Below are 20,428 nucleotides of genomic sequence, written 5' to 3'. Positions count from 1 at the left end.
CCTGGCGTTATGCACCGGGGTAATTCTGACCATACCGACCTCGCATTCAATGAAATAAAAACAGAAAAATCAGAGATGTCCGGTGGTCCGGTGCATATACCTTAAGCGCGTTAAATATTTAAATAAACGTGCGTTTTGGAATAAGCATAGAAGGTCTGTTACCCCGGCTCACACGGTGAGCCGAGCGTGCGAGGCTGGTAGATCAACATCGCCCCAGCCCTGCGGGATGACGCTGTGGCGGCGATGCGCAACGTGCGCGCTGGCGCCCAGCGTGAGTTGTTGCCCACGCGATCCAGAATGCAGTAGGTGACGTCCAGCCGACTGTCATCACCGGCTTCGATGATGAGCGCCCCAGGCACCCACACCTGTACGGCCAAGCCGACGTTCTTGGCCTGGACCTTCGGCAAATCCAGGCGCGCATCGCCCCAGCGCAGGGTGATGGCGTCACCGGTGCTCATGTTCAGATAGGGCTCGATGGTCAGCGGAATACCGCGCCCGACCTGGCTGGCGTTGACGCCGTAACGGCGAATGCTGTCGGGCAGGCCCACAGGTGCGAGGCTCTGGTTTTCATCGCTGTACAACGGCAAGGGCTGGCCACCCGGATACTGGGTCTTCACGCGCACCCGGGTCACTGCCGAACGGGCAGGACAGCGGCCGACCTGCATGACCTGGTAATGCACCTGCGCTGCGCCATCCAGCACGAAACTCTCTGGCACCCGCAGATGGGTAGGCATACCGACCTTGCACGCGGTCACCCGCCGTGAGGCGGCAAAGCAGTTGTTCCAGAACAGCTCGATCAAGTCGCCCTCACCCATGCCGGGATAGGGCGCGATGTCGACCTGCAGTTGGGCGGCGGCGAGGGCATTGATGCCGTTGCGCAAGGCTTGGGGCAGCGTCGGGGCGGTGAGCGGGGTGTGCGTCATAAGTAATCTCCTTGATGCAGCCAGCAGCAATCGTTCCGGCTTTTGGCGCGGGTGCGCGAAGGGGCCGAAAAGAACGATTCAGTGAATAGCCGGGATAGGATCCAATCCTCTGGGCGTTAGATAAGAGGGTTGGTCAAGGAGCGTCAATGGCGGCAAAAGGCTAATCGGTGGGTTGGAGCAGATTCAGAAGGGTCTGACGGGGAGGGGGATTTCTGGACAGGTGTGGCGGGGTGTTTTACCGGTTGGAATGCAGTTAAAAATGTGGGAGCGGGCTTGCTCGCGAATGCGGAGTGTCAGTCACTGAATCAGTTGGCAGATACACCGCATTCGCGAGCAAGCCCGCTCCCACATTTGGAGTTGTGCCAGGCTTGGGGTGCAAGGGAATTCCAAATAGAGCACTGGCTCAGTGCGCCAGGAATTTGCTCAGGAACTGCTTGGTGCGTTCTTCCTTGGGGTTGGCAAACAGTGCCTTGGCTTCGCCTTGCTCGACGATCACGCCCTTGTCGAAGAAGATCACGCGGTTGGCCACATCCCGCGCAAAACTCATCTCGTGGGTGACGATGACCATGGTGCGGTTTTCTTCGGCGAGGCTGCGGATAGTCGCCAGCACTTCACCCACCAACTCCGGGTCCAGGGCGGAAGTAGGTTCGTCGAACAGAATCACCTCCGGCTCCATGGCCAACGCCCGGGCAATCGCCACGCGCTGTTGCTGGCCACCGGAAAGGCGCCTTGGGTATGAGTCCTCCTTGCCCGCCAGGCCCACCCGAGCCAGCAACTTGCGGCCGAGGGCGACCGCCGCTTCGTGCGGCATCTTCTTGACCACGGTAGGGCCTTCGATGACGTTTTCCAGCGCCGTGCGGTGGGGGAACAGGTTGAAGTTCTGGAACACAAAACCCACGTGTTGGCGCAGGCGCCGCACCAGGCCTTGCTGCTGGTTGATCGGCTTGCTGGTGTCGATCTCGATGTCGCCCACCTTGATGCGACCGCTGGTGGGTTGTTCGAGGAAGTTCAGGCAGCGCAGGAAGGTGGTCTTGCCGGAACCGCTGGGGCCGATGATGGCGATCACTTCGCCTTCCTTGACCTCAAGGTCGATGCCGTTGAGCACCACCTGACCCTTGAATTGTTTGGTCAGTTTTTCAACCACGATCATGCTTCAAGACTCCAGGTCATGCCGGTTGACCCGGTCTTCCAGACGATTTTGCAAATGCGCCAGGAGGCTCGCCAGGATCCAGTAGATCAGGGCAGCGGACAGGTACATGGTGAAGATTTCGAAGGTTCGTGCAGACACCAGTTGGGCCTGGCGGAACAGCTCGGGCACCTGGATGGTGGCGGCTAGCGCGGTGTCCTTGACCAGCGAAATAAAGCTGTTGCCCAGCGGCGGCAAGGCCGTGCGCATAGCTTGCGGCAGGATGGCCCGGCGCAGGGTCTGCGCGCGGGTCATGCCGATACTGGCCGCAGCTTCCCACTGGCCGCGCTCGATGGAACCGATGGCGGCACGCAGGATTTCACAGGCGTAAGCGGCCATGTTCAGCGAAAAGCCGATCATGGCCGCCGGGATCGGATCCAGCTCGATGCCCACTTGCGGCAAGCCGTAGTAGATCAAGAACAGCTGTACCAGCAAGGGCGTGCCGCGAAAGAACGACACGTAGACTCGGGCGAGCCAGCTCACCAGCTTGAAGCGCGAAAGACGCATCAAGGCCAGGCCGAAGCCCAGCAGCAAGCCGAAGAACATCCCGCCGAGGCTGAGGATCACCGTGTAATACGCGCCCTTGAGCAGAAAGGGCGCGGAGTCCAGCGCGAGTTGGAAACCTGCTTCCATTATTGAGTGACGTCAGCGTTGAAGTACTTCTCGGACAGCTTCTTCAAGGTGCCATCAGCGCGCAGCTTGTCGAGGGCCTTGTTCACCGCGTCGAGCAGTTCTGGCTCGTCTTTGCGCAGGGCGATACCGGCTTCCTGGCGGGAGAAGGCAGCGCCGGCGGCGGCAGTGTCCGTGGCTTTCTTGGCGTATTCCAGGGCGGCCAGGCGGTCGATCAGGATGGCGTCGGTACGGCCGATGCGCAGGTCCTGGAACTTGGTTGGGTCATCGTTGTAGGTCTTGATGATGGCTTTCGGCTGATTGTCCTTGAGCCATTGTTCGTAGTTGGTGCCCAGGCCCACACCGACTTTCTTGCCGGCCAGGTCGTCGGCAGTCTTGATGGTGTCGACGTTCTTCTTCAGGGTCAGCGCTTGAATGCCGGAGACGGTGTAAGGCTTGGAGAAGTCATACTTCTTCTTGCGCTCTTCGGAGATGGTCACTTGGTTGACCACAGCGTCCAGGCGCTTGGATTCCAGGGCCGCGAGGATCCCGTCCCATGGCGTGGCTTGCAGCTTGACCTTCACGCCCAGCTCCTTGGCCAGGGCTTCGGACAGCTCCACTTCGAAGCCGCTGAGCTTGCCGCTTTCATCGACGAAGCTGAACGGCGGGTAGGTGCCTTCCAGGCCGATCTTGATCTCGCCTGCTTTCTTGATGTTGTCCAGCTGTTCACCCGCGACCGCTTGGCCGATCAGGCCAGCGCCGAGTGCCAGGCCCAAAGTGCCCACCAGCAATGTGCGACGGAATACAGAAATAGTCATGAAGAGCCCCTGTGTTTTTTGTGTTGTGCGAAGCAGGTGACGCAGTAGTCGTATCCTGCCTTAAAGCGCGTAGCGCGTCTTCGCCTACGGCGCGATGATAGAGCGGGTTTTTAAGACTTGAAAATAATATAAAATAAACTTGTTATTCCTTTGTGGAATATGTCGATTTTCCAATGTGGGAGCGGGCTTGCTCGCGAAAGCGGTGGATCAGCTAGCGAATCCGGCGACTGACACACCGCATTCGCGAGCAAGCCCGCTCCCACATTTTTATCCGAGTTTATTCAGCTAAAAACTGCATCGTAGGCAAACAACGCCGGTGCCCCGCCGGTATGCAGGAAAATGATCGGCCCGTCCTCAAACCGCTGACGCCCAATACCGTCCAGCAAACCCGCCATGGCCTTGCCAGTGTAGACCGGGTCCAGCAGCAGGCCTTCCTGGCTCGCCAGCAGCTTGATCGCCGCCAAGGTACCCGCATTCGGCTCGCCGTAGCGCGGGCCGAAGTATTCGTCCCACAGGATCACCTTGAATGCCTCGGGAATATCCACGCCCAGCAACTCGGCCGTGCGTTCCGCCAAGCCTTCAACTTTAGGGCGCTGGGCTTCGTCGGTACGGGACACCGTGACGCCAATCACCGGCAGGTTCGGCAGTACTTCGCTCAAGGCCAGCGCCAGGCCGCTGTGGGTTCCGGCGCTGCCGGAGGCCAGTACCACGGCGGCAAATTCGATCCCGCTGTCTTCGATCTGTGCGGCCAATTCCAGCCCGGCACGTACATAGCCCAGCGCGCCGAGGGCATTGGAGCCGCCGATAGGCACCAGGTACGGTTTTTTACCGTTGCTGCGCAGGCGGTCGGCGAGGGCGTTGAGTTGGTCGTCAACGTTGTCCAGGTTCTCGACCAGTTCGACTTTGGCGTCGAACAACTCCAGCAACAGGCGGTTGCCGTTGCCCAGGTAGTTGGGGTCTTCGGTGCCGGTGGGGTTTTCCAGCAGGGCGACGCAGCCCAGGCCGAGCTTGGCGGCCAGCGCGGCGGTCTGGCGCACGTGGTTGGATTGGATCGCGCCAGCGGTCACCAGGGTGTCGGCGCCTTGGGCGATGGCATCGGCGGCGAGGTATTCGAGCTTGCGCAGCTTGTTGCCGCCCATGGCCAGGGGCGTGGTGTCGTCGCGCTTGACGTAGATGTCCCGGCCCAGCCAGGCCGATAGCCGTTCAAGTTTTTCCAGGGCAGTGGCGCCGCCCAGCAGTTCCAGACGGTTAAAGCGGTCGAGCTGTTGTTTGATCATGGCTACGCACGGTTGCTAAGTGATGGGGCGACTATAGGCAGGCACTTTTCATCGGGCAACCGCCAATCACGTTATGCCGGATGGTTCTTAGCATCACACCATTGGTTCTTAAGGGCGGCCAGGGTGCATACCGTAAAGTGATGGGCATTTCGTCAGGAGTGAATACCGTGAGTGAGCGTTCCAGTCATTGGCAATTACAGACCATCGTCAGCCAGTTGCGCGGCGCCCGGGACCAGTGGCGAACGCGCAATGGCCGTTTGAGCGGCGAGCATGGCGGCCGCGAATTGCCGTCGCGCGAGGCGGTGGCGCAGATTCTTGAAGCGTTGTGCGGCGCGCTGTTCCCGATGCGCTTGGGGCCGGTGGACCTGCGTGAAGAAAGTGAAGACTTCTACGTCGGCCACACCCTGGATGTGGCGTTGAATGCGTTGCTCGCCCAGGCCCGCCTGGAGCTGCGCTACGCCGCGCGACAAGGCGCCAAGGATGACAGCGAAGTCGATGCCCTGGCCATCCGCCTGATCCAGGATTTCGCCCTGGCCTTGCCTTCCCTGCGCAGCCTGTTGGACACCGACGTACTCGCCGCTTACCACGGCGACCCGGCAGCGCGCAGCGTGGATGAAGTGCTGCTGTGCTACCCCGGCATCCTGGCGGTGATTCACCATCGCCTGGCGCACCACCTGTACCGCGCCGGGCTGCCGTTGCTGGCGCGCATCAGTGCGGAGATTGCTCACTCGGCGACGGGTATCGACATCCACCCTGGCGCGCAGATCGGCCCGAGTTTTTTTATCGACCACGGGACCGGCGTGGTGATCGGCGAAACCGCGATCATTGGCGAGCGTGTGCGCATTTACCAGGCCGTGACCCTGGGGGCCAAGCGCTTCCCGGCGGACGAGGACGGGCAGTTGCAGAAAGGCCATCCGCGCCACCCGATTGTCGAGGACGATGTGGTGATTTATGCCGGTGCGACGATCCTGGGGCGTATCACCATCGGCAAGGGTTCGACGATTGGCGGCAACGTGTGGCTGACCCGCAGCGTACCGGCAGGGGCGAATATCACCCAGGCCAATCTGCAACACGATGACGGTACGCAAAAGTAACGAGCCTACACAAATACCTTGTGGGAGCGGGCTTGCTCGCGAATGCGGTGTGTCAGTCACTGAATCAGTTGGCTGAACCACCGCATTCGCGAGCAAGCCCGCTCCCACATTTTTTACCGCGTTCCACGTTTTTGCATGCGTAGTCGCTGAACGATTTGTCAGCCGCACACGTCATACCTTTCCTTGAGCTAGTGTAGGAATTACCTACCACTCAGCCCTGCGATTAGTCCCAAACCGCCTATCCATGTTTAACTTGAATGCTCGTTCAAGTTAAACCCGGTGGTTCGCTGCCCGCTCACAACAGGAGGCTTACCTTTGCTGAGTCCGTTTTATACAGCCACATTCCCTACCCTCGGGGTGCATCGTTCATGAGTGCATCGTCCACCCCTGCAAGCGGCCTGGTGCGCATGAATGCGCCGGTCTTCTACTTCGCTGCAACGTTCATTTTGCTGTTCGGTGTCATTGTCATCGCTATCCCGCAACAGGCCGGTGCCTGGCTGCTGGCTGCGCAAAACTGGGCGGCCAACACGGTCGGCTGGTACTACATGCTAGCGATGACCCTGTATCTGGTCTTCGTGGTGGTCACCGCGTTATCGGGCTACGGCAAGATAAAACTCGGTGCCGACCACGACGAGCCCGAATTCAGTTACCTGTCCTGGGCCGGCATGCTGTTCGCCGCCGGGATCAGCATCACGCTGTTTTTCTTCTGCGTCTCCGAGCCGCTGACTCACCTGGTGCAACCGCCCCAAGGCGCGCCGATGAACGCCGATGCCGCGCGCCAGGCCATGCAGATTCTGTTTCTGCACTGGGGCCTGCACGGCTGGGGCGTGTTTGCGTTTGTCGGCATGGCCCTGGCGTATTTTGCCTACCGGCATAATCTGCCGCTGGCGCTGCGTTCGGCGCTGTACCCGCTGATTGGCAAGCGCATCAACGGCCCCATCGGCTACGCGGTGGATGGCTTCGGCATCATCGCCACGGTGTTCGGCCTCGGCGCCGACATGGGCTTTGGGGTGCTGCACCTCAACTCCGGTCTCGACTACCTGTTTGGCATTGCCCATACCCAGTGGATTCAGGTCGGCTTGATCACCCTGATGATGGGCGCCGCGATCATTGTCGCGGTGGCGGGCGTCGACAAGGGCGTGCGGGTGATGTCCGACATCAACATGTTGCTGGCCTGTGCGCTGCTGTTGTTCGTGTTGTTCGCCGGGCCCACCCAGCACTTGCTCAACACCCTGATCCAGAACCTCGGGGACTACCTGGGCGCATTGCCGACCAAGAGTTTCGACGTATACGCCTACGACAAACCCAGCGACTGGCTGGGCGGTTGGACCGTGTTCTACTGGGCTTGGTGGATCGCATGGTCGCCCTTCGTGGGCCTGTTTATCGCGCGTATTTCCCGGGGCCGTACCATCCGTGAATTCGTGTTCGGCGTGCTGTTGATCCCGCTGGGTTTCACCTTGGCGTGGATGTCGATCTTCGGCAACAGCGCCATCGACCAAGTGCTCAACCATGGCATGGCGGCGCTCGGTCAGTCGGCCATCGATGATCCGTCGATGAGCCTCTACCTGCTGCTGGAAACCTACCCGTGGAGCAAGGTCGTGATCGCGGTCACGGTGTTTATCAGCTTCGTGTTCTTCGTCACCTCGGCCGACTCCGGCACGGTGGTGCTGTCGACCCTGTCGTCCAAGGGCGGCAACGCCGATGAAGACGGGCCCAAATGGCTACGGGTGTTCTGGGGTGTGATGACCGGGCTGGTCACCAGTGCACTGCTGTTTGCCGGCAGCATCGATTCGTTGAAGTCCGCGGTGGTGCTGACCTCGTTGCCGTTCTCGATGATCCTGTTGTTGATGATGTGGGGGCTGCACAAGGCGTTCTACCTGGAGTCGCAAAAGCAGATTGCCCAACTGCATTCGCTGGCACCGGTCTCGGCCTCACGCAAGGGCCGTGGCGGCTGGCGCCAGCGCTTGAGCCAGGCGGTGCACTTCCCGTCGCGGGATGAGGTGTATCGCTTCCTCGAATCGACAGTGCGCCCGGCCATTGAAGAAGTGACCGCGGTGTTCGTCGAAAAAGGCCTGAATGTGGTCACGCAACCCGACCCGTCCAACGACAGTGTCAGCCTGGAAATCGGCCATGGCGAGGAGCATCCGTTCGTCTACCAGGTACAGATGCGCGGCTACTTCACGCCGTCGTTTGCCCGGGGTGGCATGGGCTCCAAAGAGATCAACAACCGTCGCTATTACCGTGCGGAAGTGCACTTGGCCGAGGGCAGTCAAGACTACGATCTGGTGGGTTACACCAAGGAGCAGATCATCAACGACATCCTCGACCAGTACGAACGACACCTGCAGTTTTTGCACTTGGTGCGCTAGCCTAATAACCTGTCAAAAACCTCGCAAAGCCCCGTTATACGGGGATTTCTTAAATATAATTTCATCCGTCATAACCGCGTTTTGACGCGCAACTGTCATCTGGCCACTGCGTAATTGTGTGAAGCGTTTGACGCTTTCATTTCAGAACAGTGACGGAGACCGGTAACAATGAAGACGTTATTAAGCCCTATGGTGGGTGCCGCCATGGCGAGCTTTATGCTGTCCGCCCATGCCGATTTTATCGATGACAGCCACGCCGATGTGACCCTGCTCAATCGCTATCTCAACCAGCAAGGTCGTGATGTGGTGAACAGCAACGCCAAGGCTCACAGCATTCGGGATTGGGGCCAGGGGTTCGAGTTCAACTTCAAGTCCGGCTACACCGACGGACCAGTGGGTTTTGGTCTTGATTTGCAGGCGTTCTACGGCTTGAAGCTGGATTCCGGCGGCGACCTCAACGACAAGGATCACCAGGGCCGTTACCCCGGCAGCATGTTCCCGCTGGACAACGGCAAATCCGCCGACCAGTTCGGCGTGCTCAGCCCGACGTTCAAGATGCGTTTCGCCAAGGATGAATTGCGCATCGGTACGCTGTACGGCAACAACCCGGTACTGGCCAACACCGACGGTCGCCTGTACCAACAGACCAACACCGGTGTGCAGTTGGTGTCCAAGGACCTCAGCGACTTCACCTTCACCGGCGGCGATATCCTCAAGACCAAGATCCGCAACGAAACCGGCGACCAGGGCATGATCACGGCCGGCGGTACCAAAGAAAGCGACCGCTTCCTGTTCGGCGGCGCTGACTACACCGGCATCCAGAACACCACGGTCAGCCTGTGGTATTCGAACCTTGAGGACTACTACCAGCAGTTCTTCCTCGGCGCCAAGCGGCATGACGCATTGTCGGTGGGCGCGATCGACACCGATATCCGCGTGTTCCGCAGTCTCGGTGTGGGCGGCAACGCCGATGGCGACAAGGATTATGCAGCCAGCGGTCTCTACGAGAACGGCGTGAACAAGGGCCGCATCAACCAGACCACCGCCAGCTTGCTTGAGAGCTACAGCCTGGACGGGCATACCGTCGGCCTGGGTATCCAGAAGAACAGCGGCGACAGCGACTTCCCGTACCTCGACTCTGGTTTGAACAGCGGCGATAACCGCCAGGGCCCAGGCTCAGGCGCCGACACCCCGGCACTGACCAACATGCAGTTGAACAAATTCCAGCACGCGGGTGAGCGCACCTGGCTGGCGCAGTACAAGTATGACTTCGGCAAGCTCGGCCTCAACGGCCTGACGTTCTCCGCCGCCTACGCCCATGGCGACGACATCCGCACCGCGCAAGGCAACACCAGCGAATGGGAACGCAACGTTGCCGTGGCGTACCAAGTGCCCACAGGGACCCTCAAAGGCCTCGGCGTGACCTGGAAAAATGCCCATGCCAGCCCGGACATTACCGGTGCCACCGTGCAGGATGAAAACCGCTTTTATGTCAGCTACGTCGTTCCACTCTGGTAGGAAATTGCTGTAAAACGGAAGGGCAGACTTAAGCGATTCAGCGGCTTAAAAGGCCTGGGAATAACCTTATTCCCAGGCCTTATTTGCCCTAAGCCCAGAGAGGATTCGATGACGTACATTGCTGCCGAAAACCGCTATGAATCTATCCCGTATCGCCGCGTAGGCCGCAGTGGATTAGTGCTGCCTGCACTGTCCCTGGGGCTGTGGCACAACTTTGGCGACAGCACCCCGATCGACACCCAGCGCGCGCTGCTGCGCACCGCGTTCGACCTGGGTATCAACCACTTCGACCTGGCCAACAACTATGGCCCCCCGTACGGCAGCGCCGAGATCAATTTCGGCCGTTTGCTGCGCGAAGATTTCAAGCACTACCGCGATGAGTTGATCATCTCCAGCAAGGCAGGTTGGGACATGTGGCCAGGCCCTTACGGCCAGGGCGGAGGTTCGCGCAAATACATCCTGGCAAGCCTGGACCAGAGCCTGCAACGCCTGGGCGTCGACTACGTGGACATCTTCTACTCCCACCGTTATGACGCCGACACCCCACTGGAAGAAACCGCCAGCGCCCTCGCCACTGCCGTGCAACAAGGCAAGGCGTTGTACATCGGTATCTCGTCGTATTCCGGGGTGAAAACCCGCGAAATCGCGGCCCTGCTCAAAGAGTGGAAAGTGCCGTTGCTGATCCACCAACCGGCCTACAACCTACTCAACCGTTGGGTGGAAAAAGACCTGCTGGAGACCACTGAAGAACTCGGTGCCGGGGTGATTGCATTCACGCCGTTGGCCCAGGGTTTGTTGACCGACAAATACCTCAACGGCGTACCGGCGGATGCACGCGTGAACCGCCCGGGCGGCGGGTCGTTGCAGACCAAGCACTTGTCCGAAGCGAACATTGCCCACGTGCGTGCACTGAATGAAATCGCCCAGCGTCGTGGCCAGAGTTTGGCGCAGTTGGCATTGGCCTGGACCCTGCGTGATCCACGGGTGACCAGCGCACTGATCGGCGCGAGCCGGCCTGAGCAGATTATCGAGAACGTCGGTGCTTTGAAGAACTTGAGCTTCAGTGCAGAAGAGCTGGCGGAGATTGATCGGTTTGCGCAGGAAGGCGGTATCAACTTGTGGGAAAAGCCATCCACTGCTGAGTAAAAGGCAGTACGCGGTCAATGTGGGAGCGGGCTTGCTCGCGAATGCGGTGTATCAGTCGCTGAATCTGTTGACTGACACGCCGCATTCGCGAGCAAGCCTGCTCCCACATTTGTTCTTCAGTGTGGCTTAGAACGGTACGTCGCCCAAGATTGTCGCCCGGTGCATCACCCGCCGTTGCGGCCGGTAATCATCCACCGCGTAATGTTGGGTCACGCGGTTGTCCCAGAACGCTACGTCGTTTTCCTGCCAGCGCCAGCGGATGGTGAACTCTGGACGCGTCGCGTGGGCGAACAGTAGCTTCAAAATCGCCTCGCTTTCCGCCGGCTCCAGCTCGTTGATCTTGGTGGTGAACCCATCACTGACAAACAGCGACTTGCGCCCGCTCACCGGGTGCGTGCGCACCACCGGGTGCGACAGCGGTGGGTTCTTCTTGCGGGTTTCTTCCCAGCGCGCCAGGTCTTCGGCGGTGTTGCCAAAGCGCTCCAACGGAAAGGATTTGGTGAAGTCGTGGGTAGCGGTCAGCCCATCGAGCAACCGCTTCAACGGCTCCGACAGTGCCTCATACGCGGCAATCCCACTGGCCCACAACGTGTCGCCGCCAAACGCCGGCAGCAGCTTGGCGCTGAGCACCGCGCCGAGCGCCGGGGTGGGCAGGAAGGTGACGTCGGTGTGCCACACGGCGTTGTCGCGCACGTCGGTGACGGCGGTGTCGAGGATCAGCACTTCGGGCTGTTCCGGCACGTTGGGGTAGATCGGGTGAATATGCAGGTCGCCGAAATTCGCCGCAAACCGCGCTTGTTGCTGCGGGGTAATTGGCTGGCCGCGAAAGAACAGTACCGAGTGCGTGAGCAACGCCTGCTCGATGGCGTCGCGCTGTTCGAGGTTAAGCGGCTGGGTGATATCGACGCCACTGATCTGGGCGCCCAAGGCGGTGCTTATTGGGGTAACGGTCAGGCTGCTCATGCGGTTCTCACTCAATGTGCCTGGCCATGCCACGGCACCAATTTACGCTGCAGGGCACGCAGGCCCATTTCCATGGCGAAGGCGATCAGGGCGATAACCAGAATGCCCAGCACCACCACATCGGTGACCAGGAACTGCGCCGCCGACTGCACCATAAAACCCAGCCCACTGGTGGCCGCGATCAATTCGGCGGCGACCAAAGTGGACCAGCCCACGCCCAGCCCGATGCGCACGCCCGTGAGGATGTCGGGCAGCGCGCTCGGCAGGATCACGTGGCGAATCAGCTGGGCGCGGGTGGCGCCCAACGACTGCGCTGCGCGCAGCTTGGCCGGGTCGACGGTGCGCACGCCGGTCGCGGTGGCAATGGCGATCGGTGCAAAGATCGCGAGGTAAATCAGCAGCACCTTGGACAGTTCGCCGATGCCGCACCAGATCACGATCAACGGCAGGTAGGCCAAGGGCGGGATCGGCCGGTAAAACTCGATCAGTGGGTCGAGAATGCCACGGGCGATACGGTTGGAACCGATGGCAATCCCTACCGGCACGGCGGTCAGTACGGCAAAACCGAGGCCCAGCCCGATACGGCCCAGGCTCGCACCCAAGTGCTGCCACAGGGTGGAATCCATATAGCCGGTGGTCACCAGCAGCCAGCCTTTTTGCAGCACGGCAGACGGTGGTGGCAGAAACAGCGGTTCGATCAAACCCGTGGCGGTCACGGCCCACCAGAGCGCCAACAAAGTGACCAGCGTCAGCACGCTGATCCACCGCGTGCTCAGGCTGCGGCGTACCGGAATAACCGCGTGTACCACCGGCTTGGCGGCGGTGGCGGGAAGTTCGTAGCTGCTCATGCGGACACCTGCCGTTGGGAGAACACTTTGCCCAGCACGTGTTCGCGGGTTTCGATAAAGCGCGGGTCGGACTTGATCGCCCGTGCCGACTCACCGGCGGCGTAGCGCTGGCCGAAGTCCAGGCTCAGGCGTTCGACGATTTGCCCTGGGTTGGGCGCCAGCAGGATCAGGTCGGTGGCGAGGAATACTGCTTCTTCAATGTCGTGGGTAATCAGGAACACCGGCTTGGCCGTGCGCCGCCAGACTTGCAGCAACAACTCCTGCATCTGTTCACGGGTGAAGGCGTCGAGGGCGCCGAAGGGCTCGTCCATCAGCAGCACGCGCGGGTCGGCGGCCAAGGCGCGGGCCAAGCCGACGCGTTGTTTCTGCCCGCCGGAGAGCTGCCAGATACGGCGGCTGTCGAAACCGGCCAGGTCAACCAATGCCAGCATTTCCCGGGCACGTACTTCTCGTTGCGCCTTGGGCACGCCGGCCAGTTCGAGGCCGAAGCCGACGTTGGCCAGCACGTCCTGCCAGGGCAGCAGGGCGTCGTCCTGGAATACCACGCCGCGTTCGGCGCTGGGGCCCTTGACCGGCACGCCGTCGAGGGTAATGCGCCCGGAGGAGGGTTCGACAAATCCGGCAATCAGGTTCAACAGCGAAGTCTTGCCACTGCCGGACGGGCCGAGGGCCACCAGCAATTGCTGGGGCCCCAGGTCGATTGAGATGTCAGACAGTACCGGTTCTGTGGCGCCTGGGTACTGTGCGCTGATGCGCTCCAGTTGTAGCAAGGCCATCGCGATGAACTCCTGATCAGTTGGTAATGAACTTGGCGCTGACGTAAGGGGCGTAGTCCGGCAGCACGGCGTCGACCTTGCCTTGCTCCTTGAGGAACGCAGCGGTATCCGTCACGGCCTTGGTGGTCGGGGCGCCCAGCAGGGTCACTTGGTCAGCGGCCAGTGGGTAGACGTTGCCTTGTAGCAGCAGCGGAATATCGCTGGCCTTGGCGCCGGAGAGTTTTACCAGCTTGTCGACGTTGCCTTTGTCGGCGATCCAGGCTTGTGGGTCTTTGCGGTAGGCGGCGTAGGCATCCAGCGTGACCTTGGCGAAGGCGGTGACGATTTCCGGGTGCTTCTCGGCGAAGTCTTTGCGCACGATCCAGGCATCGAAGGTCGGCGCGCCGAATTTGGCCAGTTCGCCGGAGGTGATCAGCACCTTGCCGTTTTCCTTGGCCACACCCAGGGCCGGGTCCCATACGTAGGTTGCGTCGATATCTCCACGTTTCCAGGCGGCGATGATTGCCGGCGGAGCCAGGTTGAGGATGGTCACTTTCGAGGGGTCGATGTTCCAGTGTTTCAAGGCGGCCAGCAGGCTGTAGTGGCCGGTGGACACGAATGGTACGGCGACTTTCTTGCCGATCAGGTCCTGCGGGCTGTTGATCCCCGAGCCGTTGCGGGCGACCAGGGCTTCGGCACCGCCGATCTGGGTGGCGACGAGGAAGGTTTCCACGGGCACTTTACGGGTGATCGCAGCGGTCAGCGGGCTGGAACCGAGGTAGCCGATCTGCACGTCGCCGGAGGCGATGGCGGCGATGATGTCGGCGCCATTGTCGAATTTGCGCCAGTTGATCTTGGCGTTGGTGGCTTTTTCATACGCGCCGTCGGCCTGGGCAACTTTGGCCGGGTCTACGGTGGTCTGGTAAGCGACGGTCACATCCGCCGCCTGGGCAAACAGGCTGGCACCGGCCAGGGAGAGCGCCGCCAAGAGGCGCAGAGGGGTCAGTAGTTTCAAGGGGAAAGCTCCTCAATCAGGCGGCCGAGGGTCGGCGTGTGAGGAGAATAAATGATCTAAGAACTCGAAAATAAATAACATTTTCGAATTAGCTTATTAGGAGAAGTGAGCGCGAATCTTGAAGGCGCATTGAACAAATGTGGGAGCGGGCTTGCTCGCGAATGCGATGGATCAGTCGATACGTTGGGTGACTGATACTCCGTATTCGCGAGCAAGCCCGCTCCCACAAGGGTTTTGCGTGTGGCCTTAGTTACTGATCGCCAGGATGCTTGCCTGGTACGACCCTACAAATACATCAAAATCGCCCACTTCGTTCTGCTCCAGTTCCGCCTGTTGCGCCAGCGATGTACGCGCCAGCGTTTCAAAACGTGCCTGTTCCTCTGCCGGCAACGGTTCGCTGCGGAAGTGTTCGGCATGCACCTGGCTCTGGTGCAGGGAGAATTGCGCAAAGCTCTCTTTACGCTCGGCCATCGCTGCCAGCACCTGGGCTGACGGCGTCAGTGAGGGATCCTTGACCTTCGCCAGTTGGGCGTCCACTGCCTGGCTGTGCTCGGTGATGCCGTGGCTTTCATCAAGCAGGGCAGCCAGCGGTGCGATTTTTTCCAGCAGCTCGGTAGCCCATTCCTTCATGTCCACAGGCTGGCCCTGACGCTGCAGTTGCAGGCCTGGACGACGGCCTTCCTTGACCACGCTGAGGAAGTTGGAGGTAGCGTTACCGCACTCATTGCTGGCAAACAGCGGGCTGTCGTTCAGCGCGCAATACAGCAGGAACGCGTCGAGGAAGCGCGACTCTTGCAGGTCGATACCCATAGGCAGGAACGGGTTGATGTCCAGGCAACGCACTTCGATGTACTGGATGCCGCGCGCCATCAGCGCCTGGATCGGCCGCTCGCCGGTGTAGGTCACGCGCTTGGGGCGGATGTTGGAGTAGTACTCGTTTTCGATCTGCAGGATGTTGGTGTTGAGCTGAACCCACTCACCGTCCTTATGCGTGCCGATTTCGACGTACGGCGCGTAGGGCGTTGCCACCGCTTCGCGCAGGCTGTCGGTGTAGCTGTTCAAATCGTTGTAGCACGGCGTGAGACCGGCTTGGGCATTGCTCTGGTAACCCAGGTCACTCATGCGCAGGCTGGTGGCGTACGGCAAGTAGAGGGTGTCGGGGTCCAGCACTTCCAACTGATGCGAGCGACCACGCAGGAAACCGGCGTCCAGGGCCGGCGAAGCACCAAACAGGTACATCAGCAGCCAGCTGTAACGACGGAAGTTACGGATCAGTGCAATGTAGGCCGTGGACTGGTAATCGCGGTCGGTGCCGACAAATCCTTCAGTCTCCTTGAGCAATGGCCACAACTGTTCCGGCAGGGAAAAGTTGTAATGGATGCCGGCGATGCACTGCATGGTCTTGCCATAGCGCAGGGCCAAGCCTTTGCGGTACACGTACTTGAGCTGTCCGATATTGGAGGTGCCGTAGTAGGCAATCGGAATGTCTTCCTCGGCCGGCAACGGGCACGGCATCGATGGGCTCCACAGGTACTCGCTGCCGAGCTTGCTGTAGGCAAAACGGTGGATCTTGTCCAGGCTGCTCAGGGTGTCGGCCGGGTTAGGCAGGGCGGGAGTGATGAACTCCAGCAGCGATTCCGAGTAGTCGGTGGTGATCTGTTCGTGGGTCAACGCGGCGCCCAGTGCTTCAGGGTGCGGCGTTTGCGCCAGGCGACCTTCACCTGTCACGCGTAGGCATTCACGCTCGATGCCGTGCAAGCACTGCTCTAGCAGGGAGAGGTGTTCGCGCTTGCCAAGCAGAGCCAGGCGGCGGTTGAGAAGTTCGCTCAAGTTGGATTCCTTCACGCGTCAGTCGCCCCAATATGGGGGTGGGCAGGACGGTCTACAAGGGTGAAGTTAAAACTGGCGTTTTCGCCTGGTTAACAGTCGATTTGACCCGCTCTGAAAAAGCCGACTTCACTCCATGAATTGGGCTATAGCGCAGCAAGAAAATTCCGACGCCGTGTGTGCAGCGCCGAAATTAACTCAAATCGAGGGTGGGGAGCTATAGGACAGCGAAGGTGCCTTGTGCTTTTGCGACCAGTTTTTCGTCCTGGTACACATCCGCTTCGACCACCAAGGTGCGTCGGCCAGCGTGAATCACTCGGCTGGTGCACAACACGTCACCGTTTTCCACGGCACGGATGTAGTTGATTTTGCATTCGATGGTCGCGCTTTGCTGGTCGAAACCATGGGCGCTGGAACAGGCCAGTCCCATCGTTATATCTACCAGGCTGAAAATCGCCCCGCCGTGGAGCTTGCCCGCGCGGTTGCGCAGGTGCGGCTCCAAGGTCAGGGCCACCTCGGCAACACCTTCTTCAAGGCGTTGCAGGCGGCAGCCGATCAGCTCGCTGAACGCGCTCTGGGTCAAACCGGCCGGCATCTCCATCAGCGTTTCTTCAGCTGCTTGGCGTTGGCGAACAGCGAGGCCATGGCGTTGTTGCTCGGCGCGGCGGCTGTCGTTTCTTTGCGCGGTGCATTGTTTTGCGACTGGCGCGGTGCAGAACCTGGGCGGGCGCCACGGGCACCGTCGATTTTTTCGCCGGGGGTGTCGCTCATGCGCATCGACAGGCCAACGCGTTTGCGCGGGATGTCGACTTCCATGACCTTGACCTTGACCACGTCGCCGGCTTTGACCGCTTCACGTGGGTCCTTGATGAATTTCTCCGAAAGCGCGGAGATATGCACCAAACCGTCCTGATGCACGCCGATGTCCACAAACGCGCCGAAGTTGGTCACGTTGGTCACCACGCCTTCGAGGATCATGCCCAACTGCAGGTCCTTGAGGTCTTCGACGCCGTCCTGGAACTCGGCGGTCTTGAACTCGGGGCGCGGATCGCGGCCAGGTTTTTCCAGCTCTTGCAGGATGTCGGTGATGGTGGGCACGCCGAAGGTTTCGTCGGTGTACTTCTTCGGGTCCAGGCGCTTGAGGAACGCGGCGTCACCGATCAGCGAACGGATGTCACGATCGGTCTCGGCGGCGATGCGTTGCACCAGCGGATAGGCTTCCGGGTGAACGGCGGACGAATCCAGCGGGTTGTCGCCGTTCATAACGCGTAGGAAGCCGGCAGCTTGTTCGAAAGTTTTTTCGCCCAAACGCGCGACTTTCTTCAGCGCGGCACGGGTTTTGAACGCGCCGTTTTCGTCGCGGTGGGTCACGATGTTCTGCGCCAAGGTCGCGTTGAGGCCGGAGATACGTGCCAGCAACGCCACGGACGCGGTGTTCACGTCCACGCCCACGGCGTTCACGCAGTCTTCCACCACCGCATCCAGGCCGCGGGCCAGTTTCAATTGCGACACGTCATGCTGGTATTGGCCGACACCGATGGATTTAGGGTCGATCTTCACCAGCTCAGCCAGTGGGTCCTGCAGGCGACGGGCGATGGACACTGCACCGCGGATCGACACGTCCAGGTCCGGGAATTCCTTGGAGGCCAGTTCCGACGCCGAGTACACCGATGCGCCGGCCTCGGAGACCATGACCTTGGTCATCTTCATGGCTGGGTATTTTTTGATCAGTTCGGCGGCCAGCTTGTCAGTCTCGCGGCTGGCGGTGCCGTTGCCGATGGCGATCAAATCCACGGCGTGCTTGGCGCACAGCGCAGCCAGGATTGCCAAGGTCTGGTCCCACTTGTTGTGTGGCACATGCGGGTACACGGTGGCGTGGTCCAGCAGCTTGCCGGTGGAGTCGACCACGGCGACCTTGCAGCCGGTGCGCAGGCCCGGGTCCAGGCCCAGGGTGGCACGTGGGCCGGCCGGTGCAGCCAGCAGCAGGTCGTGCAGGTTGTGGGCGAATACGTTGATCGCCTCGGTTTCTGCGCCGTCGCGCAGCTCACCCAGCAGGTCGGTTTCCAGGTGGGTGTAGAGCTTGACCTTCCAGGTCCAACGCACGACTTCACCCAGCCACTTGTCCGCAGGACGGTTCTGATTCTGGATGCCGAATTGTTGGCCGATCATGCCTTCGCACGGGTGCATGGTGCCCGGCAGTTCGTCGCCGACTTTGAGTGCAGAGCTGAGAATGCCTTCGTTGCGGCCACGGAAAATCGCCAGTGCACGGTGGGACGGCATGCTCTTGAGCGGTTCGTCGTGCTCGAAGTAGTCGCGGAACTTGGCGCCTTCTTCCTCTTTGCCGGCGATAACGCGGGCGCTGAGGATGGCTTCCTGCTTGAGGTAGGTACGCAGTTTTTCCAGGAGGCTGGCGTTTTCGGCAAAGCGCTCCATGAGAATGTACTTGGCGCCTTCGAGGGCAGCCTTGACATCGGCAACGCCTTTTTCAGCGTCGATGAAGCGTGCGGCTTCGGTGTCCGGGGTCAGCGACGGGTCGTTGAACAGGCCGTCGGCCAGCTCGCCCAGACCAGCTTCCAGGGCGATCTGGCCCTTGGTGCGACGCTTCTGTTTATAGGGCAGGTACAGGTCTTCGAGGCGGGTCTTGGTGTCGGCGAGCTTGATGTCGCGCTCAAGCTGCGGGGTCAACTTGCCCTGTTCCTCGATGCTGGCGAGGATGCTGATACGCCGTTCGTCGAGTTCTCGCAGGTAGCGCAGGCGCTCTTCCAGGTGACGCAGTTGGGTGTCGTCGAGGCTGCCGGTCACTTCTTTACGGTAACGGGCAATGAAAGGCACCGTGGAGCCTTCATCCAGTAGAGCGACGGCCGCTTCGACCTGTTGTGGGCGTACGCCGAGTTCTTCGGCGATGCGGCTGTTGATGCTGTCCATAAAACCACCTGAAATTCTGAAAGCAGCCCGGCAGGCCCGGAAAACAAGGCCCGGCGGTGCTGGTTGAGCGGCCCGACTGGCGCCGCTGCCTGGGTCAAGAGGCAGCCTATTGACCCTCGAAATCGAAAAAATCACGACAAGCGGGTGAAAAAAAGCCCGGCAGTAAATGGTAACGATCTGACGTTGCCCTGCACGAAGGCGCCGCATTATAACCAGCGTTCTGCCCTTGGGGGGGATTGCGCCAGCGGTTGCAGGGCACGTGTTCGCTGGCGGTAGAGGAAAAATCTGCTAACAATGCACACGGTGCGTATAACGGCAGCTACGCCATAATGCGCGCCGAGATAAGAGGAGCATCCAATGAGCAGCACTGTACAAACTGCTGAAGGCGAAAAAATTCTCATCGTTGATGACGATCCTGGGCTGAGCAGCCTGCTGGAGCGTTTCTTCAACTCCAAGGGCTACCGTGCCCGCGCGGTGCCAAACACCGAGCAGATGGACCGCCTGTTGGGGCGTGAAGTATTCAATCTGGTCGTGCTCGACCTGATGCTGCCCGGCGAAGACGGCCTGACCGCCTGCAAGCGCCTGCGCGGCGCGAACAACCAGATTCCAATCATCATGCTCACCGCCAAGGGCGATGAGTTGAGCCGTATCAAGGGCCTGGAGCTGGGCGCTGATGACTACCTGGCCAAGCCTTTCAACCCTGACGAGTTGATGGCGCGCGTAAAAGCAGTACTGCGCCGCCAGGCGCCGCCGGTGCCGGGTGCGCCAGGCAGCGAAGATGAGAGCGTCACGTTTGGCGACTACGAACTGTCGCTGGCAACTCGTGAGCTCAAGCGTGGCGATGAAGTGCACATGCTGACCACCGGCGAATTCGCGGTGCTCAAGGCCTTGGTGATGAACGCACGCCAACCGCTGACCCGCGACAAGCTGATGAACCTGGCCCGTGGTCGCGAATGGGATGCCCTGGAGCGCTCCATCGACGTGCAGATCTCCCGTTTGCGCCGGATGATCGAGCCGGATCCGTCCAAGCCGCGTTATATCCAGACGGTTTGGGGCGTGGGTTATGTGTTTGTGCCGGATGGCACCGCAACAAAGTGACCGATGATTTGCAGAGGCGGGTATCCTGGCGTTTGGCTCCATGAGGGGCGACGGGGT

At 60.5% G+C, this 20,428-nt stretch carries 17 protein-coding genes; 5 read left to right on the top strand and 12 right to left on the bottom strand.

The genetic code is table 11. The features are described 5' to 3' along the window. Positions 1–158: 158 nt before the first annotated feature. The 5 genes from HF257_RS06095 to HF257_RS06075 all read right to left on the bottom strand — a co-directional run bounded on the left by HF257_RS06095 (position 159) and on the right by HF257_RS06075 (position 4,813). On the bottom strand, positions 159–923 hold the full coding sequence (locus HF257_RS06095; RefSeq protein WP_185704570.1) for a hypothetical protein: 765 nt from the start codon (positions 921–923) through the stop codon (positions 159–161). Positions 924–1,326: 403 nt separating this feature from the next. After that, entirely contained in the window at positions 1,327–2,073 is a 747-nt protein-coding gene (tcyN, locus tag HF257_RS06090) for an L-cystine ABC transporter ATP-binding protein TcyN (RefSeq protein WP_185704572.1), read from the bottom strand. A gap of 3 nt (positions 2,074–2,076) precedes the next feature. Beyond that, positions 2,077–2,742, bottom strand: coding sequence for a cystine ABC transporter permease (gene tcyL, locus HF257_RS06085; RefSeq protein WP_105699285.1), 666 nt, complete (start codon positions 2,740–2,742; stop codon positions 2,077–2,079). Then, complete coding sequence (tcyJ, locus tag HF257_RS06080; protein WP_185704574.1) at positions 2,742–3,536, bottom strand: cystine ABC transporter substrate-binding protein; 795 nt, start codon at positions 3,534–3,536, stop codon at positions 2,742–2,744. The genes tcyL and tcyJ overlap by 1 nt, the downstream gene beginning before the upstream one ends. A 281-nt stretch (positions 3,537–3,817) precedes the next feature. After that, complete coding sequence (locus tag HF257_RS06075) at positions 3,818–4,813, bottom strand: D-cysteine desulfhydrase (RefSeq protein WP_185704576.1); 996 nt, start codon at positions 4,811–4,813, stop codon at positions 3,818–3,820. A gap of 167 nt (positions 4,814–4,980) precedes the next feature. Between HF257_RS06075 and epsC the strand changes: the two genes are divergently transcribed. The 4 genes from epsC (at position 4,981) to mgrA (ending at position 10,940) form a co-directional block, all read left to right on the top strand. Further along, positions 4,981–5,907, top strand: coding sequence for a serine O-acetyltransferase EpsC (gene epsC / locus HF257_RS06070; RefSeq protein ID WP_185704578.1), 927 nt, complete (start codon positions 4,981–4,983; stop codon positions 5,905–5,907). A 407-nt stretch (positions 5,908–6,314) separates the two neighbouring features. Next, positions 6,315–8,276, top strand: a complete 1,962-nt coding sequence (gene betT / locus HF257_RS06065) for a choline transporter BetT (RefSeq protein WP_185705359.1) — start codon at positions 6,315–6,317, stop codon at positions 8,274–8,276. 189 nt (positions 8,277–8,465) lie between these two features. Further along, positions 8,466–9,794, top strand: coding sequence for an OprD family outer membrane porin (locus tag HF257_RS06060; protein ID WP_185705361.1), 1,329 nt, complete (start codon positions 8,466–8,468; stop codon positions 9,792–9,794). Positions 9,795–9,902: 108 nt separating this feature from the next. After that, positions 9,903–10,940 (top strand): L-glyceraldehyde 3-phosphate reductase, encoded by a 1,038-nt coding sequence (gene mgrA / locus HF257_RS06055; RefSeq protein ID WP_185704580.1) that lies wholly within the window; start codon positions 9,903–9,905, stop codon positions 10,938–10,940. A gap of 126 nt (positions 10,941–11,066) precedes the next feature. Here the strand turns inward: mgrA and tauD are convergent, their stop codons facing one another. The 7 genes from tauD to HF257_RS06020 form a co-directional block, all read right to left on the bottom strand. Then, positions 11,067–11,903 carry a taurine dioxygenase gene (gene tauD, locus HF257_RS06050; protein ID WP_185704582.1) on the bottom strand — a complete coding sequence of 279 codons (837 nt, stop codon included), beginning with the start codon at positions 11,901–11,903 and terminating at the stop codon, positions 11,067–11,069. An 11-nt stretch (positions 11,904–11,914) separates the two neighbouring features. Beyond that, positions 11,915–12,751 (bottom strand): taurine ABC transporter permease TauC, encoded by an 837-nt coding sequence (gene tauC / locus HF257_RS06045; RefSeq protein ID WP_185704584.1) that lies wholly within the window; start codon positions 12,749–12,751, stop codon positions 11,915–11,917. Beyond that, the gene (gene tauB, locus HF257_RS06040; protein WP_124526214.1) at positions 12,748–13,527 is read right to left on the bottom strand and encodes a taurine ABC transporter ATP-binding subunit; all 780 of its coding nucleotides are present in this window, start codon (positions 13,525–13,527) and stop codon (positions 12,748–12,750) included. Before tauB ends, tauC begins: the two co-directional genes overlap by 4 nt. A 16-nt stretch (positions 13,528–13,543) precedes the next feature. Further along, positions 13,544–14,521: a taurine ABC transporter substrate-binding protein gene (gene tauA / locus HF257_RS06035; protein ID WP_185704586.1), complete on the bottom strand. Its 978-nt coding sequence runs from the start codon at positions 14,519–14,521 to the stop codon at positions 13,544–13,546. 246 nt (positions 14,522–14,767) lie between these two features. Continuing rightward, positions 14,768–16,351, bottom strand: a complete 1,584-nt coding sequence (gene gshA / locus HF257_RS06030; protein WP_185704588.1) for a glutamate--cysteine ligase — start codon at positions 16,349–16,351, stop codon at positions 14,768–14,770. Between the two features lie 214 nt (positions 16,352–16,565). Continuing rightward, complete coding sequence (locus tag HF257_RS06025; RefSeq protein ID WP_185704590.1) at positions 16,566–16,949, bottom strand: PaaI family thioesterase; 384 nt, start codon at positions 16,947–16,949, stop codon at positions 16,566–16,568. Then, positions 16,949–19,273, bottom strand: coding sequence for a Tex family protein (locus HF257_RS06020; RefSeq protein ID WP_185704592.1), 2,325 nt, complete (start codon positions 19,271–19,273; stop codon positions 16,949–16,951). Before HF257_RS06020 ends, HF257_RS06025 begins: the two co-directional genes overlap by 1 nt. Positions 19,274–19,630: 357 nt before the next feature. Here HF257_RS06020 and ompR point away from each other — a divergent pair, with 357 nt between their 5' ends. After that, positions 19,631–20,371, top strand: coding sequence for an osmolarity response regulator transcription factor OmpR (gene ompR / locus HF257_RS06015; protein ID WP_185704594.1), 741 nt, complete (start codon positions 19,631–19,633; stop codon positions 20,369–20,371). Positions 20,372–20,428: the final 57 nt, after the last annotated feature.

It is taken from the genome of Pseudomonas cremoris, from assembly GCF_014230465.1.
Note: the sequence above shows the minus strand (reverse complement) of the source record. Positions and strands in the feature narration are given on the sequence as shown.

What these genes read in the sequence shown, in the direction of transcription:
- tcyL (WP_105699285.1), bottom strand. Translation starts at nt 2,742, where the DNA reads ATGGAAGCAGGTTTCCAACTCGCGCTGGACTCCGCGCCCTTTCTGCTC.
- mgrA (WP_185704580.1), top strand. Translation starts at nt 9,903, where the DNA reads ATGACGTACATTGCTGCCGAAAACCGCTATGAATCTATCCCGTATCGC.
- HF257_RS06095 (WP_185704570.1), bottom strand. Translation starts at nt 923, where the DNA reads ATGACGCACACCCCGCTCACCGCCCCGACGCTGCCCCAAGCCTTGCGC.
- HF257_RS06075 (WP_185704576.1), bottom strand. Translation starts at nt 4,813, where the DNA reads ATGATCAAACAACAGCTCGACCGCTTTAACCGTCTGGAACTGCTGGGC.
- ompR (WP_185704594.1), top strand. Translation starts at nt 19,631, where the DNA reads ATGAGCAGCACTGTACAAACTGCTGAAGGCGAAAAAATTCTCATCGTT.
- betT (WP_185705359.1), top strand. Translation starts at nt 6,315, where the DNA reads ATGAATGCGCCGGTCTTCTACTTCGCTGCAACGTTCATTTTGCTGTTC.
- tauB (WP_124526214.1), bottom strand. Translation starts at nt 13,527, where the DNA reads ATGGCCTTGCTACAACTGGAGCGCATCAGCGCACAGTACCCAGGCGCC.
- HF257_RS06025 (WP_185704590.1), bottom strand. Translation starts at nt 16,949, where the DNA reads ATGGAGATGCCGGCCGGTTTGACCCAGAGCGCGTTCAGCGAGCTGATC.
- tcyN (WP_185704572.1), bottom strand. Translation starts at nt 2,073, where the DNA reads ATGATCGTGGTTGAAAAACTGACCAAACAATTCAAGGGTCAGGTGGTG.
- HF257_RS06060 (WP_185705361.1), top strand. Translation starts at nt 8,466, where the DNA reads ATGGTGGGTGCCGCCATGGCGAGCTTTATGCTGTCCGCCCATGCCGAT.
- HF257_RS06020 (WP_185704592.1), bottom strand. Translation starts at nt 19,273, where the DNA reads ATGGACAGCATCAACAGCCGCATCGCCGAAGAACTCGGCGTACGCCCA.
- tauD (WP_185704582.1), bottom strand. Translation starts at nt 11,903, where the DNA reads ATGAGCAGCCTGACCGTTACCCCAATAAGCACCGCCTTGGGCGCCCAG.
- tauC (WP_185704584.1), bottom strand. Translation starts at nt 12,751, where the DNA reads ATGAGCAGCTACGAACTTCCCGCCACCGCCGCCAAGCCGGTGGTACAC.
- tcyJ (WP_185704574.1), bottom strand. Translation starts at nt 3,536, where the DNA reads ATGACTATTTCTGTATTCCGTCGCACATTGCTGGTGGGCACTTTGGGC.